Source organism: Streptomyces sp. LX-29, assembly GCF_029541745.1.
GTDB lineage: Bacteria > Actinomycetota > Actinomycetes > Streptomycetales > Streptomycetaceae > Streptomyces.
This window is the reverse complement of sequence record NZ_CP089746.1, coordinates 5,369,244-5,384,476: the sequence shown is the minus strand read 5'-3', so window position 1 is coordinate 5,384,476 and position 15,233 is coordinate 5,369,244. Positions and strand designations below refer to the sequence as shown.

15 protein-coding genes and 1 CRISPR repeat array are annotated in these 15,233 nt (G+C 70.6%); of the genes, 13 read left to right on the top strand and 2 right to left on the bottom strand.

What is annotated here, in order from left to right; translation table 11 throughout:
* Positions 1-105: 105 nt before the first annotated feature.
* The gene (locus LRS74_RS22675) at positions 106-882 is read left to right on the top strand and encodes a GntR family transcriptional regulator (RefSeq protein ID WP_277744879.1); all 777 of its coding nucleotides are present in this window, start codon (positions 106-108) and stop codon (positions 880-882) included.
* Here the strand turns inward: LRS74_RS22675 and LRS74_RS22670 are convergent.
* Positions 866-1,996 carry an XRE family transcriptional regulator gene (locus LRS74_RS22670; RefSeq protein ID WP_277742736.1) on the bottom strand — a complete coding sequence of 377 codons (1,131 nt, stop codon included), beginning with the start codon at positions 1,994-1,996 and terminating at the stop codon, positions 866-868. The two genes, LRS74_RS22675 and LRS74_RS22670, sit on opposite strands and share 17 nt — an antisense overlap.
* Positions 1,997-2,638: 642 nt before the next feature.
* Here LRS74_RS22670 and LRS74_RS22665 point away from each other — a divergent pair.
* The 12 genes from LRS74_RS22665 (at position 2,639) to LRS74_RS22610 (ending at position 13,410) form a co-directional block, all read left to right on the top strand.
* A complete protein-coding gene (locus LRS74_RS22665) occupies positions 2,639-2,908 on the top strand; it encodes a DUF6284 family protein (protein ID WP_277742735.1) in 270 nt (89 codons plus the stop codon).
* 50 nt (positions 2,909-2,958) lie between these two features.
* Positions 2,959-3,672, top strand: a complete 714-nt coding sequence (locus LRS74_RS22660; RefSeq protein ID WP_277742734.1) for a hypothetical protein — start codon at positions 2,959-2,961, stop codon at positions 3,670-3,672.
* Complete coding sequence (locus tag LRS74_RS22655; RefSeq protein WP_277742733.1) at positions 3,669-4,526, top strand: protein spdB; 858 nt, start codon at positions 3,669-3,671, stop codon at positions 4,524-4,526. The genes LRS74_RS22660 and LRS74_RS22655 overlap by 4 nt, the downstream gene beginning before the upstream one ends.
* Positions 4,527-4,644: 118 nt before the next feature.
* Positions 4,645-5,034: a DUF6251 family protein gene (locus LRS74_RS22650; RefSeq protein WP_277742732.1), complete on the top strand. Its 390-nt coding sequence runs from the start codon at positions 4,645-4,647 to the stop codon at positions 5,032-5,034.
* 90 nt (positions 5,035-5,124) lie between these two features.
* Positions 5,125-5,361 (top strand): hypothetical protein, encoded by a 237-nt coding sequence (locus LRS74_RS22645; protein WP_277742731.1) that lies wholly within the window; start codon positions 5,125-5,127, stop codon positions 5,359-5,361.
* Positions 5,362-5,439: 78 nt separating this feature from the next.
* A complete protein-coding gene (locus LRS74_RS22640; RefSeq protein ID WP_277742730.1) occupies positions 5,440-5,628 on the top strand; it encodes a DUF6257 family protein in 189 nt (62 codons plus the stop codon).
* Positions 5,629-5,719: 91 nt separating this feature from the next.
* The gene (locus tag LRS74_RS22635) at positions 5,720-7,891 is read left to right on the top strand and encodes an ATP-binding protein (protein ID WP_277742729.1); all 2,172 of its coding nucleotides are present in this window, start codon (positions 5,720-5,722) and stop codon (positions 7,889-7,891) included.
* Between the two features lie 202 nt (positions 7,892-8,093).
* Positions 8,094-8,363 (top strand): hypothetical protein, encoded by a 270-nt coding sequence (locus LRS74_RS22630; RefSeq protein ID WP_277742728.1) that lies wholly within the window; start codon positions 8,094-8,096, stop codon positions 8,361-8,363.
* A 43-nt stretch (positions 8,364-8,406) separates the two neighbouring features.
* Positions 8,407-8,800: a CRISPR direct-repeat array (repeat unit 28 nt; unit sequence GGAACACCCCCGCGTGCGCGGGGACCAC).
* A 232-nt stretch (positions 8,801-9,032) separates the two neighbouring features.
* Positions 9,033-9,908, top strand: a complete 876-nt coding sequence (locus LRS74_RS22625; protein WP_277742727.1) for a bifunctional DNA primase/polymerase — start codon at positions 9,033-9,035, stop codon at positions 9,906-9,908.
* Positions 9,909-9,910: 2 nt separating this feature from the next.
* The gene (locus LRS74_RS22620) at positions 9,911-11,386 is read left to right on the top strand and encodes an ATP-binding protein (protein WP_277744878.1); all 1,476 of its coding nucleotides are present in this window, start codon (positions 9,911-9,913) and stop codon (positions 11,384-11,386) included.
* A gap of 455 nt (positions 11,387-11,841) precedes the next feature.
* A complete protein-coding gene (locus tag LRS74_RS22615; protein WP_277742726.1) occupies positions 11,842-12,084 on the top strand; it encodes a helix-turn-helix domain-containing protein in 243 nt (80 codons plus the stop codon).
* Between the two features lie 78 nt (positions 12,085-12,162).
* On the top strand, positions 12,163-13,410 hold the full coding sequence (locus tag LRS74_RS22610) for a tyrosine-type recombinase/integrase (RefSeq protein WP_277742725.1): 1,248 nt from the start codon (positions 12,163-12,165) through the stop codon (positions 13,408-13,410).
* A gap of 267 nt (positions 13,411-13,677) precedes the next feature.
* On the opposite strand, the gene LRS74_RS22605 is transcribed toward LRS74_RS22610, so the two are convergent.
* A complete protein-coding gene (locus tag LRS74_RS22605) occupies positions 13,678-15,102 on the bottom strand; it encodes a Cys-Gln thioester bond-forming surface protein (RefSeq protein WP_277742724.1) in 1,425 nt (474 codons plus the stop codon).
* Positions 15,103-15,233 lie beyond the last annotated feature (131 nt).

Genomic DNA, 15,233 nt, shown 5'->3' with positions numbered 1-15,233 from the left:
TGTGGGCGGGGGCAAGGATGAGAGATTCGAATGGCTGAGTCATCCGCTCTACTCCCTCGATACGCTGGCCAGCACCAGCCGACGATCCGGGAGTGTGCGCCGAGGATGGGACCCAAGACGCAGAGGGTCTACGAGACGATCCGGTCCAGGATCGAGTCGGGCCACTACGCGCCCGGCGACAAGCTGCCGTCCGAGCGCGCGCTGAGCGCCGAGCTTGAGATCGGCCGCACGGCGCTTCGGCAGGTACTTGCACGTCTCACGAACGAGCGCCTCATCACGGCGCACGACCGCAGCCGGTACCGCGTCGCCGGCGCGGTGAGCGTCCCAGCGCCGGACGATCTGGAGCCCTGGCAGATCCATGGCAGCCGACGCCTCTACGAGAACCGCTGGGTCAACCTCGATCTTGTGGACGTGGAACCGCCGGGAGTCGAGCGCTTCGAGCACCACGTAGTCCGACTGCATCACGTGGCCATCACTGCCGTGGTGGACGACCAAGACCGAGTCCTCATGCTGTGGCGCTACCGGTTCGTCCCGCAGCGGTGGGGCTGGGAGCTCCCCGGCGGGATCGTGGACGCCGGAGAAGACGCAGCGCTGACTGCCGCGCGCGAGACGGAAGAGGAGACCGGCTGGCGGCCGGCCAAGGTGGAGCACGTCGTCACCTATCAGCCCATGATCGGCATGGTCGACTCACCCCATGAGATCTTCGTGGCCCACGGAGCCACGAAGGTCGGGGAACCGAGTGACGCCGAGGAAGCGGGTCACGTTGCCTGGATCCCCCTGGCCGAGATTCCCGCTCTCATGGGGGAAGGCAAGCTGATGGGGTCGGGAACGCTCGTTGCCCTGCTACACCTCCTCGCGTCGCGCCCTACAACCTCCCGGTAAGCAACTCAACCCGACGGCGATACCGCACGGACCCCGTGCGGTTCGCCAGCAGTCGAGCCTGCTGGAGGTGTGTGCGCGCATCGTCCAGCTCGCCGCGGGCAAGGTGCGCCTCGGCAAGGTCGCTGTGGAGACCGGATCGCGCCCGCACGAACGAGCTGTCAGCAGTGCGCAGGGCCGAGTACAGCTCGTCCATCGCCGCGCCGTCGCCGAGCATCGCCAGCACGTTGCCGCGCCAGCGGGTCAGATGCCCCTCGTTGAGGAAGATGCTCAGCATGTCGGCGTCTCGCGTCTCATCGCCGCCAGGCAGCACGCCGGCGGCCCGCTCCAGGGCACGCCACGCGTCGTCGCTCCAGCCCGCCGCGGCGCACAGTTCCGCCTCGGCAGCGCTCAGCCATGCCTTGAGCCGGGGTGAATGCCGCTCTGCGTGCGTGCGCTGCGCATCGCGGACCAGCTCCACAGCCATCTCCGGGCGCCCGGCATCGCGGAGCACGTACGCCTGCTCCCCCATCGCGTGTGCGAGGTACAGCGGCGCGTCTGCCTCCTGGGCCGCCCGCTTCGCGAGTTCGTAGTGTCGCCACGCCCGCTCCACGAAGCCGGCATCAAGCGCCTGCCACGCGGCGAGCGTGGACGCTCCTGCCAGGGCCGTAGCAATCGGCCGGCGCGCCCCGGGGAGAACGGCGAACGTCAGCGCATCCTCCATCGACGCCAGATGCCCGGTCATCTGGTCGACAAGGCTCGCAGCACCCATCTGCCTGTCCATCGTGCGCAGTAGCTCCGTCTGATCAAGGAACGTCTGCACCATCGAGTCGCTGACACTTTGGGCGGCATCGATGCGGCTCAACAGGTCGTCGTAGCCGTCCGCCTGTTGCGGCATCGACTTCTCCGGCTCACCACGCAGTTCGACATCTGTGACGCCAAGAAGCGGGCGGAGGATCGCGGCATACCGCTCGCCGATGGGCCGCTTCCCGTTCTCCCATTCCGAGACATAGGTCTTGAGGCTCGCACTGGACGCGATGTCCATCAGGCGCTTCTGCGCGTACCGCTCCATCTCGAAGATCAGCCGGTCCTGCGACCACCCGCGCGCCGTACGTGCAGACCGCAAACCTTTGCTCACGTGCATCGCCTCCGGGGAGTCCGCCTGGCGGGCAATCAAATAGCCGCAGGTGAGAGGGGGTTAACCCATCTGAGGTTAACCCCAGTTGGCTACCGGCGACCCACTCTTTCGCCGTTTCCTGAAGTCACGCCAGGCAGCGCCGGCGCGGACACCCAGCACGAAGGGGTTGCATCTGGTGCGCACCAGATGCCATTCTTCTGGTGCGCACCAGATGGGCCCGCAGGGGTTCGTCTCGGTCTGCTCGGTACGCCCGGAGGGCAGCGCGTGATGGCGGCCCCGAAGGAAGCGTCCGTTCCTTGAGAACTCAACAGAGAGCGTCCGAAACAGCAGGCATCTGCGACAAGCCGCAGGCCCTGCCGCGCGAGCAGCACGCACCTTTCTCCCCGCCGCCCTCGGGTGGCGAAGGGACTCGCCCACGCGCGGTGAGACAAGGGCAAAGATCGCCAGTTCCGTTGCACCACCCGATTCCGCAGCCGTCCGGCTGCGGCCGGTTGCCTCCTCCGCCCGTCCGGGCCCCTCGCGGGTTGCGGTACGGGCGGGGCCGAGGGGAGCCGGAAGTACTGGTTCTAACGGCGAGAACCCCCGGTGCGGGAACACCGGGGGTTCGGTTCGGGCCGTTCCTGTCTGGAAGGAACACACCCAATGAAGCCCATCGCTGCACTTCAGGCGGCCGTTACGGCCGTGCCGTTCGACCGCGAGCCGTCGGCCGCGGAGCTGGACGCGATCGACCGCGAGATGCCCGTCATCCGGGCGGAGGTCGAGTTGTTGGACGTGCAGATCATGACGCTGGACCGGCCGTTGTCGGAGCTGGACGAGCGGCGGCTGCGGCGGGCGCGGCGGCGGGTGCTGGCCGCGCGCGTCGCCGTGATCAACCAGACGGCCGGTGCGAGCGTTCCCGGGGGTGCCGCGTGAGGGCCGCACCCGCCGCCGAGATCATCAGGGCTCACAAGCTGAGCGCGCCCATGCTTCGTGCCCTCTACACGGGCGAGGAAGGCCAAGTGGTGGCGTGCGGTGTCCGCACGGAGCGCGCCCTGGTCGCCCGGGGTCTGATCCACCCCGTCGAGAGCACGCTGACGGAGAAGGGCTCTGCCCTGCTGGCGAAAGTCCGGGGCCAGGGCACGGCTATGGGGTCGATCACCCCCCGCACCGCCGCCGACCTCCCGAAGGGGACCCGCGTCATGTGCGCCGAGGGGCGCATGGGGACCGTCAACGGGGGCGACATCGGCCGCGTCACCAACACTGACCACCCGAATCACGGTCGTGAGTACGTCGGCGTGTGGTGGGACGCGGTCGAGGGTGACATGGGCTGCAACCGGCGCAGCCGCCCCTTCGTCGACGAACTGACTGTGGTCGGGGGGTGTGGCGTGACCGGCACCGTCCGTTGCCCAGCCGCTCACCCCGACGACCCGACCCCGTGCGACGGCCCGGCCGTCGTGACCGTGCTGGACGCCTACAACGATGGGGCGGACGGCTGCGAGCACCACGGGGCCCGGCTGCTGGCGTCGTTGGAGCGTGGCAGCGTCTACGCCCTGCCCGACGCCCCGGCGGGCGCCGCCATCCGTGTCTTCATCGCCGCGGACGACATCCCGCCGTTCGTCTGGTACGAGGGCGCCCCGCGTACTCAGCCGAGCCAGCGCAGCCGCGCGGAGAACGGCCGCAAGGGAGGTACGGCGTGAGCGCCAAGACCGTTCTTCCCGCCGTGGCGATGACGGCGGTGTCCATGGTCCTCACTCTGGCCGTGGTCCTGGTGTGGCTGGGCACGGCGGTGCCGTGGCCGGTCGCGCTGGTCGTCGGTCTCGGCATCGACGGTGGATGGCTTGCCACGCTCGCCTATGAACGCCGACTCGCCGCGCAGGGCGACCACAACCGCACCGTGACGGGCGTCGGCTGGTTCTTCGGCCTGGTCGCCACTGGCGTCCTCATCGCCCACGCGCTGACCGCCGAAGAGTCGCCGGGCGCGTGGCTGGCCGTGGCCTGGCTGCCCCTCGCGGCTAAGGCAATGTGGCTGGTCCACAGTCTGTGGGAGCGCACCGCCCTCACCCCGGCCGCGCTCGGTGCGATCCGGGGAATCCAGCAAGAGGCCCGTGACGAAGCGGCCGTTGCCCGCGCCCGGCTGCGGGCGGAAGCTGCCACCGAGGAGACCCGGCTGACGGCCGTGACGCAGGCCGGGGCCCGCGTCGCACGCGTCCAGGCCAAGACCGCTGACACCCTGGCCGAAGCATGGTCGACGCTGGAGACGGCGCGGCGGGGCGAGGACACCGGCAGGGCCCTGACCAGCGTGACGACCCGCGTCACACCCGGCGTCACACCCTCATGGGAACTCCCCGTGTGGGGCCCCACTGAGCCCGTTCCCGCGCTGGAGACAGGGCCCGCGCTCACGGATGAGGCGCTTGACGCGCTGGTCGACGAGATCCGGCACAGCGAGACGCCCGCCCTGTCCTACCGCGAGATGTCCGCCCGGTTCCGCGCGGCAGGCCACTCCGCATCCGAAGTCCGCCTACGGGCCGCATGGAAGCGCGTGGCCGCATGATGTCCCCCGCCTTCGGCCGGTGCTACGACCCCACCGGCGCCCGCCGCGCCTACCCCGACCAGCAGCGCGCCGCATGACCAGTGACCATCTCGACCCCGCCCAAGGAGGGGGAACTCCTATGACGAACCTTCCGGCCCCGCAGCCCACCCCGCCCGCGGTCGTCCAGCTCCCGGACGGCACCTGGGCCTACACCGACCGCCTTCCCATCCTCCCGGCGCAGGCGCAGACGCCGGTGCCGCAGGTGATCCACGTGCATCAGGCTCCGCCGGACCGCACTACCCAACGCGTCGCCCTCGGCGCCGGGGCCGGCGGCGGTGCGGTGGCGGCGGGCGTGTACTTCGGCCCGCTGCTGGTCGCCACGCTTACCTCGGTCGCGATCAGCCTCGCCATCGCCGCCCTGGTCGTCGCCCTCGTCTGCTCGGCCGTCGTCAGCGTGGTCCGCTCCGTCGCCGGCGCCGACGGGCAAGCCGCGACCAAGGCAGTCGCCAAAGCCCGGCGGCGTGGCTGAGCGTCCGGCCACAGTGCTCCACGTGCCGTCACGGGCGTGGGGTGCGGTGGCCGGACAGCCCGGCCACCCGCAGGGAAGGAAGCCGACTCCATGACCGCCCAGACCAACTGGCCCACGGGCGTCATCGCCCGATACCTCAACCTCGCCGGCGCCACCATCGACGTGCAGCCTGCGCCCGAGTCGAATGCCAATGGGCACCGCGCCGAGTGCACCGGATGCCCGCCCGGCGCGACCGGGATCTCCACGCCCAGCCTGACCCGGGCCACCGCGTGGGCCCAGGAACACGCCGAACGCTGCCGCGCCATCCCTCGCCCGGCCGCGGCCTGACGGCTGCCTGATCCGCCCGACCCTGCACCCCGGGCGGTGAGGGGGAGCCGGACAGACCGGCCCAGGGAGGGGAACCCGATGGCACAGCCCGAGCCCAAGCTGACCGCCGGCGAAAAGGCGCGGGTGGCCTGGTACGTCGCCCGGATGGCCAAGCGCGGCATCGCCGGCGACGAGAACGTCTTCCAGGCCGACTTGGAGCGCAAGGTCGACCGGATCATCGACGGCGCCCGCAAGCGCGAGGAGCGCGCCGCCAAGAACAGCAAGTGACTTCGCCCCGGGGCGGCCGCCATCCCGGCCAAGGAACCCGGCCGCCCTGGGCCTACCCGTTCGCCTATCAGCGAGACAGGAGACCACCATCATGACCGACCCCGCGCCGGAGGTCTCCGGCATGGGAACCGTTCACCACCTCGATGACCACCGCCCCCGCGACACCACCGCCCCGCTCAGGCTGACCAAGGAGACCCCCGCCGCGGCCCCCGAGGGCGACACGGACCCTGCCCCGCCGGCCCCGGCCGTCCCTGTGTGGGCGCGGGGTGCACGGACGGTGCGTGTGGTGGCCACACACGAACGCACCCGCGCGGCGGGCCGCCTTGCCGCCCGGCACACCCTTTACACCGTCTCCGGTGCCCGGATCGTCGCCAAGCGCACTTGGGACGGCCGGACCGCCGCCCGCTACGAGCGGATGATGCGGGCCGCCGAGGCTGCCGGTCAGATCGAGCAGGCGGCCGAATGGGAGGAGCGCGGGCGCCAGTTCCGCGCGGCGCGGCATCAGCGCCGCATGGACCTGCTGACCGCACCGCAGCGCGTCGCCAAGGGTGCCCTGGTCGGCGCCGGGACGGGGCTGGGGGGCCTGCTGGCGCTGGGCACGGTGATGGCGATAGCCGACGGCGCCCCCGCCGAAGTCATCGTGCCGCTGGTGGCCACGATCGAGACGATCCGCTGGCTCGTCTTCATCGTCTCCGTGGTCTGGGGGCCAGCGGTCGCGGTGGGGCCGTGGCTGGCGCTGGCGGGGTTGTGGGCGGTCGGCGCCAAACAGAAAGCCGCACCACAGTGGGCTATGCCTGCCGGGCAGCGCGACAGTGACGGGGAGCCGATCACGCCGTCGATCGTGGTCAAGTCCCTGCGGGACCTGGGCATCCCGGCCCTGCGCACCGCCATCAAGGAGATGGGCGACGCTGGTGCCTCCATGCTCTCCCCGATCGTGCTCGCCGGCTGCGGCGTTGAGGTCGACATCCTGTTGCCCAGCGGGTGCAGCACGGAAGAGGTGCTGGCCCGGCGCCGCAAGTTGGCGGAGAACCTGGGGCGGCATGAGCATGAGGTGCACCTGTCGGTGGCGCCGGCCGCCCGCACCGTGAGGGCCTGGATCGCCGATTCCGGCGCCCTGGACGAGCCCATCGGACCCTCCCCGCTGGTCACCGACCCCGAGGCCAGCGCCGACTACAAAACCGGCCGGGCACCTTGGGGTGTGGACCTGCGTGGAGACGTGGCGCTGATCAGCCTCTACCAACGCCACATGCTCATCACGGGCCTGTCCAACCAAGGCAAAACCGCCTCGCTGCGGGCACTGGCGCTGTGGCTGGCCCACGACATCGCGGTCGAGTTCCGCATCGCGGACCTCAAGGGTGTGGGCGACTGGCAGTGCACGGACGGCATCGCCACCGTCCTCATCCAGGGCCCCACCGACGACCACGTCGCCGACGCCACCGAGATGATGGAAGACGGCGTGGAGGAGATGAACCGCCGCCTCCTCGCCCCGAAGGGCAGCGTCTTCCCACCGCTGGTCCTGATCTGCGACGAAGCCCAGGTCGCCTACGGCTCCGGCGCCATCGGCGAAGACAAGCGGCCCTACGGCGGGTCCAAGGCCACCAGCCGCTACTTCCAGGCCGTCAAGGCCATCCACGACCAGGGCCGGGCAGTCAACGTCACCGTCTGGGAAGGCACCCAGGACCCCACCAACGAGAACCTGCCCAAACGCTCCCGCGAAGGCAACCACATCCGCGCCTCCCTGGTCCTGGGCACCGAGTCCCAGGCCCGCATGGCCCTCGGCGATGCCGCCATCGATGCCGGCGCCGCGCCCCACAAGCTCCGCCAGGGCCTGGACAAGGGCACCGTCGTCGTCGCCGGCGACGGCGTCAAACTCGCCCCCGGACAACCCGCCATCACCATCCGCACCCACTACATCAACGACGACGACGCCGACGACATCGCCGAGCGGATCAAAGCCCGGCGCTCCGGTGTCACCACCCGCACCACCATCGCCACCGGCGAGGAGGAAGACGTCGACAACCTCGCCGACATCGCCAGCGTGCTCGGCGAGACCAAGCGGATGCGCACCGAAGAGATCAGGCAGCGGCTGGCTGAGCGCAACCCGCGCGTCTACCGCACCTGGACCGCGCAGGACCTGAAGGAAGTCCTGGAGGACGCCGGGGCAGCCCCGTACAAGTCCAGCGGAGTCATGGTCGCCAGCACGGACCTCGTCCACGCCGCTCTCTCCCGCCGCGGCGACACCGAAGATTGTGACCCTGAGTGAAGGGAGGCGGTGAGGGAGGCAGGGAGTTCTCCCTCACCGCCTCCCTCACCCCACCTCCCTGACCTGAACAGCGCAAATACCCCTTCAGGGAGGCAGGGAGGCACTCGCCCCGGACCTGCGGAAACCCCCGAGAACACGGCCCGACGGGCCCCTCCTTGCCTCCCTCCCTGAACGCACAGTGATCGCTCTTGGAGGTTCAACCATGGCTCGACTGCGCATCCGGCGCGTCAACTGGCCCCGCGCCGCGCTCGTCCTGACCGACACGCCCCGCCCCGCCTGCCGTACCTGCGACGGCGACGGCGGGACCGCGTACGGCTACGGCGACTACAAGACCGGCGAGTACGCCGGCACCGACTGGGAGCCCTGCCCCTGCTGGGACGAACACCGCCGCTGGACCCTACTCCCCCTCCCGCGCCTGCCCCGCCGGCTCCGCCGCGCCAACGCGGGCTACAGCGACGAACCGCCCTTCTAACAACGGCTAGGCAGCCCGCAGCTCGCCAAAGCCTCGGGCCGCCGCGCCACCCCCGCGTGCGCGGGGACCACCGGCAGATGCGGACGCCCGAAAACCTCAAGGCGGGAACACCCCCGCGTGCGCGGGGACCACACGATCGTGCCAGCGCTCTGCCCGCTCTCCTTAGGAACACCCCCGCGTGCGCGGGGACCACAGCGGCCATCGGCCCGCACTCGCCCCAGCTGAGGGAACACCCCCGCGTGCGCGGGGACCACGACTGCCCCGGCATGCCGTTCCTGGTGGCCTGGGGAACACCCCCGCGTGCGCGGGGACCACGTTCTCCCACTCCTGCAGCGCGGCATCGGTCGGGGAACACCCCCGCGTGCGCGGGGACCACTCCGATCGGGACCCGGTGCCCGCACCGGAGGCGGGAACACCCCCGCGTGCGCGGGGACCACAGTTGCTGACCTGGGAGTTTACGCGAGGCTGGGCCGGTTTTTACTCACTTTCGCCAGCTCCGGCATATCGGACTCCCTCCTGTGTCCAGGCTCGCCCGACGTCTGCGCCGCGCGCCCACTCAGCTCATCAACAACCGCCCATCCAGTGATGGCTAGGGCGGCCCGCGTCTCGCCAAAGTCTCGGGCCGCCCCTTGTCCACCTGTCTCGACAAGACCTGTGGAGGTCTCCAGCATGACCCAACCGACCACCATCCGGCGAGTGGCCCGCGTGACCGGCCACCTGAACACCGCGCTCGGACTCGCCGTCCTACGGGTGCCGGTCCTGCCGTTGCGGGCCGGCAAGGTCCCGTTCGGTAACTGCCCCGACTGCACCGACCTCGCGTGCGGCGGCCGGCCGAACATGAGGCACGCCGGACCGTGCACCTGCCCCCGCCCGTGCCACGCATGGGCCGCCGCCACCAGCGACCCCACCGTTATCCGATCTCGGGAGTGGGCGGGGGCGTGGCGCGAGGCGGCGGCGGTGGCCTACCACCCCGGCGGCGCCGGACTCACCGTCGTGGACCTGGACGACACGAAGGCCGTCACCTGGGCCAGGCAGTCCCTGCCCCCGACCCGGACTGTGGTCACCACGCGGGGCGAACACTGGGTCTATCAAGGCACCATGCGGTCCGTGAACGCCGTGCGTGACGGCGTCGACATCAAGTCCACGATGGCCTACGCACGGTGGCTCGGGCCCGGCACCGGCTCCATGACGGCGTTGCCGACGGTCGTACGCGCACTGGCCGTGAAGGAACCCCCCACAGTCCGGCCGGCACAGCCTGCCGTCACCGTGCCCGCGCCGGTCGGGGGCGGGGAATGCCGCCACCGCACTCCCGTCTACCTGGAACGTGGCATCGCCATGGCGGAGCAGCGCATCACCGAGGCCCGCAGCGCGATCCACGCCACCGTTTACCGCACCTTCCTCGCCGTGCTGTCCGTCCACGGCCGGTGCGGCTGCCTCACCGACACCCACATTGCGCGCCTGTTCACCGCAGCGCAGGCCAAGGGCGAATCCGCCCGGCACTGCACCGACGCGTGGACCAACGCCCGCACCAGGCTGGGACTGTGACCATGCCCGACGACGAGAAGAACCCTGCCCGCGAGGTCATCGCCAACTACGCGCATGCGCACTTCCGGTACTTCCGTACCGCTGACGGGACCGTGTACGCGCAGAAGAACGGCCACCCCGTGGCCCGTCCGATCCGCTCCCAGGGCACGACGGGCAGCCACCGCCAGGAACTCATGGTCGGCCTGTTCAAGGACGGGGTCGGCGTGTTCAACGGGACCGCGCTCAAAGAGGCGTTGGACTTGATCGAAGCACTCGCGCTGACGGAGGACGTGCAGCCTGTGAGCATCCGCGTCGCCCCCGGGTACGACGGAGCGACGTGGCTGGACCTGGGACGCAACGACGGACAGTCCGTCCGCATCCACCCCACCGGCTGGGACATCGCCATCCCGGACCCGCGGGAGGTGTGCTGGCGGCGCACCCAGCTCACCGGCGAACTGCCCGTGCCGGCCAAGGACACCGACGGCAAGGGCATCGACCTCCTACTCAGGCTGTGCAACTTCGCCAACGCCGAGACCGAATGCCTGGCCATCGCCTGGCTCATCGGCTGCCTCGGACCGTCCGTGCCCGTCCCCGCGCCGTTCCTCACCGGGCCGCAGGGTGCGGGCAAGTCGACCGGCGGGCGCATGCTCGTGCGGATCATCGAGGGTATGAGCGGTGACCTGCGCCGGGCGCCGAAGGATGAAGAGAACCTGATCGCGGCGGTGGCGGCCGGATGGGTCACCGCCCTGGACAACCTCTCCCACATGACCCCGGACCTGTCCGACGCCATGTGCTGCATCGTCACCGGCGCCGAGAGCGTCAAGCGCGCGCTGTTCACCGACGGGGACGTGTTCCGCGTCGGCTACCGCCGCCCCCTGCTCCTGACCGGCATCGACGTGGGCGTCATCCGGCCCGACCTCGCCGAGCGGCTCCTGCCGCTGCGGTTGGAGCGGCCCCGCGTCCGGCGCACCGAGGCCGAACTGTGGGCGGACTACGCGGAGGTTCTGCCCGTCGTTCTCGGCTCGCTCCTGGACCTGACGGTCAAGGTCCGAGCCGTTGAGGCGGAGACCCCCACCGATCTGCGGATGGCAGACTTCGCGCACCTGTGCGCGCAGCTCGACGCAGCGACAGGCCTCGGGGCACTCGCCGCCTACCGGGCCAGCCTGGACGACCTGAACGACGACGTGATCGAGGGCGATCTCCTCGCCCAGACCGTCCTCAGACACGCCGACACCATCGAGCCCGGTGCGGCGCAGCGGATGACGTCCACCGAGTGGCTGCACTGCCTCAGTCGCCTCTACAGCGGCGACGAACCGCGCCCCCTGCCCAAGGGCTGGCCGACCACGGGCAAAGTCCTCTCCGACCGGCTCAAGCGCCTCCAGCCGACCCTTGCCGCCCGCGGTGTCCTTATCGACACCGGCCGCACCAGCGAGGGCCGCTATCTCGAAATGACCCGCCCGGCCACGGCGCCCCCACACCAGCACAAACCGATGTTCTGACCCGCGATCCGCGCTCGCCCGGACAAGCAAGAAGAGCACCCCGGCCGGGCGTGCTCCTCTTGCTGTTCGGCGGAACGCCGCCCCAAGGACGCGCCGCGAAGCGGCTCCTTCTTCACGCTCTGAGGGGCACCGCACTACAACAGACACCCCTCCTCTTTGTCCTAAGAGGGAAGACGCTGCGTCATCTGCGTCATGCAGGCCGAAATACGGCACCTGACCTGCGGCTACAGCCATGACGCAGGCGACGGCGCCTGCGTCATCCTGCGTCATCTGCGTCATCCCATGACGCAGCCCATGACGCTGCGATGACGCACACCCCAGCCACTGCGTCACACAAAACCCCAGGTCAGAGGCGCGAATGACGCTGATGACGCAATGACGCAGAAATCCGCACCTCGGACAGGCGCGCGCCGCGAGAAGCCCCGAACGCAACACGACTCGACTCCGAGGACCCCATGAGCCGAACCCCTTCCGCTCAACCCGACCCACGCGCCGCCCTCCGCAGCGGCCTGCCCGACCGCTACCTCACCCCCGACGACATCGCCGTGCTCTTCGGCGTCCCGCTGGAGACCGTCTACCACTGGCGCAAGAAGCGCATCGGCCCGCCCGGATTTCGCGCCGGCCGCTACGTCCGCTACGACCCCGTCGCCGTCCATGCCTGGGTCACCCAGCAGAGCGAGCTCGACACCGCCGCCTGACCATCCCTCGCTGGCCCGTGCCGTCCCTCACCAGGGCGGCACGGGCCTTCCCTTGCGACAGAAAGGACCCACAGCCCTATGGCTGGCCACATCCAGGACCGCTGGTACAAGACCGAGGTCGGCCCCGACGGCAAGCCCCGCCGGGTCAAGACCGACCGCCACGGCACCGGCATGCGATACCGGGCCCGGTACGTCGGCCCCGACGGCACCGAGCAGTCGCAGAGCTTCCCGGACCGCGAGAAGGGCCGGGCCGAGAAGTGGCTGACTCGGATCAAGGCCGACATGGACTCGGGGCAGTTCTTCGACCCGAAGGCCGGGCGGATCACCTTCCGGGAATACGCCGAGAAGTGGCTTGGCGGCCTGACGACCGACGTGGTCAGTCAGGAGGCAGTGAAGAGGCGGATCCGCCTCCACGCCATCCCGCATCTGGGTGCCCGCCCCATGGGGTCGTTCAAGCCGGAGCACGTACGCGCCTGGCTGAGCAAGCTCAAGACGTCGCTCCCCAACGCGACGTACCGGCGGGCCATCTACGACTCGGTGTCGTCCCTGTTCAACGCGGCGGTGGACGACGGGGTAATCCGGTCGAATCCCTGCCACGCCCAGTCGGTCAAGGCTCCGGAGCCGGACCCGCGCCTGGTTCAGCCGTGGCCCGAGAAGCGCGTGTTCGCCGTCCAGGCCGGGCTGCCCGACCGCTACGCCGCCACCGTGGATGCCGGCGGGGGCTGCGGCCTGCGTCAGGGGGAGATCTTCGGCCTAGACCAGGAGAACATCGACTTCGCCGCCGGGTGGCTCTACGTGCGGCAGCAGGTCAAGCGCGTGGGCGGCACGCTCGTCTTCGCTCCCCCGAAGCGGGGCAAGCTCCGTGACGTTCCTCTGAGTCCGGTGACCGCTGCGGCCCTGCACGCCCACGTGGACCGCTTTCCCCCGGTCGAGGTCAAGTTGCCCTGGAATACTCCTGACGGGCCGCTGGTGGCCCGTCAGCTCGTCTTCACGAGCGCTGTGGGCCATGCCATCTGGCGGAGCTACTTCGACGACCACGTGTGGAAGCCCGCCCTGGCCTCCGCTGGCGTCATCCCGCCCCGGGAGCCGGGCAAGCGGTACGCTGCCGCACCGGACGACGGCATGCATGCCCTCCGGCACTTCTACGCCTCCGTGCTCCTGGACGGTGGCGAGAGCATCAAGGCCCTGAGTGTGTACCTCGGTCACTCGGACCCGGGGTTCACGCTGCGGATCTACACCCACCTGATGCCGAGCAGCGAGCAGCGGACACGCGCGGCTGTGTCTGCCGTCTTCGGTCGCGCTCAGGGTGTCCCTGAGGCGGCCTGACGGCCCACAGACGGCCCACGGCCCCACAGCGGCCCCTGATTGGCGGCTCCTCCGCAGGTCAGGGGCCGTTTCGCTCCCCTGATTCGCAAGAAACACCCCATCTTGCCGTACGACAAGGCCACGGCGAAAACCACAGACCGGCGCGGAGCGGCACGGCCCCGGAGCGCAGCACCCGTCGAGACCCGTCGCGCTTCGGACGGTCACCCGACGACTACGCTCCGGCTCGATCACTCTCCTCGCGCGGTGGCTCCTGTCACTCCCCGACCATCACTCCCCCTCGGGCGACCCCTTCCGGCGGAGGAGGAAGACCATGCCGGCGCCGGCCGCGACGAAGGCGATGGCGAGGCCCACGATCAGCGGAGTGTCGCTGTGGGAGCCGGTCTCGGCGAGATCGCCGTCGTCCGGGATGTCACCGCCGGAGGCGCCGCCGACCGAGGCCGGGGCCGGCTCGTTGGCGGGCGCGTCACCGCCGGAGCCCCCCGTGCCGGCCCCGGTGGACCCGCCGCCCGTGCTCGCGGTCCTGCAGTCCAGCACCCCGGAGAAGGTGCGCTCGAAACCGTCGGGGCCGCTGATCGTGAACGCGTACTCCTGGTCCTCCCGCACCGGGACGGTGATGGTCTCGGACTTCCCCGCGGCGACGGTGTGCTCGACGCCCGCCAACTCGAAGGTGAACGGCTCGTCGCCCGCGTTCCGCGCGGTCACGTCGACGCCGCTCTTGGCGCAGTTCTCCGCGGCGGACAGGGCCGGGATGGGCCCCTTCCGCGCCCAGCTCGCGGTGGCGGTCGCCGACACGTTTGACCTGCTGGACCCGGCCAGGATCTGGGTCTGGCTCTTGCTCTCGCTGGCGAACGCGCGGCCGACCGGCACCTCGGTGGACGCCTGCACGGTCAGCGAGGTGGTGCCGTCCGGGGTGCCGGCGGGGACGTCGAAGTAGAGCCGGCTGCCGTTGACGGCGCTGCTGACCGGCTTGCCGGCCCTGTCGACGACCCTGACCCCGGAGGTTACGGCCGCCGGGGCGACGCTGACGGCCGTGGCACCGGTGCGCACGGTCACCGGCCCGAGCCGCTCCCCCGACCTACCGGAGACAGCCGGCGGGTCGAGAGTCAGCGAGGCCTTGGGCTCCGGAAGGCGCTCGGCTTTCTTCTCCAGATAGTCGGCGAGCTTCTCGGCCGCCGGGTCGACCGCCTCCACCTGCGCCTCGTCGGAGAAGCGCCAGATGGCGACCTGGGTGCCCGCAGCGGCGGTCTTCTCGGTCAGCGGGCCGGTGTGGGCCTTCGCGGCCAGCGCCGAGAGGTCGTTGACCTGCGGGTAGGAGTGCCGCAGGATCCAGCGGATCTTGCCCGCGTCGGCGTTGTCGTGCAGCGAGGTCTCGCTCCAGGGCTTCTCCCGGTACGTGGCCTCGGGCTGCGTCGGGTTCTGGATGTCGACACAGTACGTCTGGATGGTGCCGCCCTCGTCGACCGCCATCTCGAACAGCCCTGCGCCCACCTGCTCCTTCTGCGCCCCGTTCCGGACGACCGCCTGGTCGAAGACCGTGAGACCGCCGAGGGTGGCCGTGGCACCGCCCCGACCGGAGGGGAGGTCATCGGCGGCGGCGGGACTCGCAACCGCCACCGCGCCGACCGCCGCCAGCGCAGAGGCCAGCACAGCGGCGGCGAGACGGACCACTCTCCGCCTCTTCACTGAGTTCATTTCTTCCCCTCCGGGCGAGCATGAGGACCATCACGGGCACCGGCACGAGCACGCGTCATCGTGTGCGAGTCGTCGAGGCCATGGGCTGCCGTGGGATACCGGAACGCTTCTCGCCGGCGAACTCAAAACTC

Coding starts and splice junctions, on each gene's coding strand:
- LRS74_RS22675 (WP_277744879.1), top strand. CDS start 106: ATGGGACCCAAGACGCAGAGGGTCTACGAGACGATCCGGTCCAGGATC.
- LRS74_RS22665 (WP_277742735.1), top strand. CDS start 2,639: ATGAAGCCCATCGCTGCACTTCAGGCGGCCGTTACGGCCGTGCCGTTC.
- LRS74_RS22660 (WP_277742734.1), top strand. CDS start 2,959: ATGCTTCGTGCCCTCTACACGGGCGAGGAAGGCCAAGTGGTGGCGTGC.
- LRS74_RS22650 (WP_277742732.1), top strand. CDS start 4,645: ATGACGAACCTTCCGGCCCCGCAGCCCACCCCGCCCGCGGTCGTCCAG.
- LRS74_RS22645 (WP_277742731.1), top strand. CDS start 5,125: ATGACCGCCCAGACCAACTGGCCCACGGGCGTCATCGCCCGATACCTC.
- LRS74_RS22640 (WP_277742730.1), top strand. CDS start 5,440: ATGGCACAGCCCGAGCCCAAGCTGACCGCCGGCGAAAAGGCGCGGGTG.
- LRS74_RS22635 (WP_277742729.1), top strand. CDS start 5,720: ATGACCGACCCCGCGCCGGAGGTCTCCGGCATGGGAACCGTTCACCAC.
- LRS74_RS22630 (WP_277742728.1), top strand. CDS start 8,094: ATGGCTCGACTGCGCATCCGGCGCGTCAACTGGCCCCGCGCCGCGCTC.
- LRS74_RS22625 (WP_277742727.1), top strand. CDS start 9,033: ATGACCCAACCGACCACCATCCGGCGAGTGGCCCGCGTGACCGGCCAC.
- LRS74_RS22620 (WP_277744878.1), top strand. CDS start 9,911: ATGCCCGACGACGAGAAGAACCCTGCCCGCGAGGTCATCGCCAACTAC.
- LRS74_RS22615 (WP_277742726.1), top strand. CDS start 11,842: ATGAGCCGAACCCCTTCCGCTCAACCCGACCCACGCGCCGCCCTCCGC.
- LRS74_RS22610 (WP_277742725.1), top strand. CDS start 12,163: ATGGCTGGCCACATCCAGGACCGCTGGTACAAGACCGAGGTCGGCCCC.
- LRS74_RS22605 (WP_277742724.1), bottom strand. CDS start 15,102: ATGAACTCAGTGAAGAGGCGGAGAGTGGTCCGTCTCGCCGCCGCTGTG.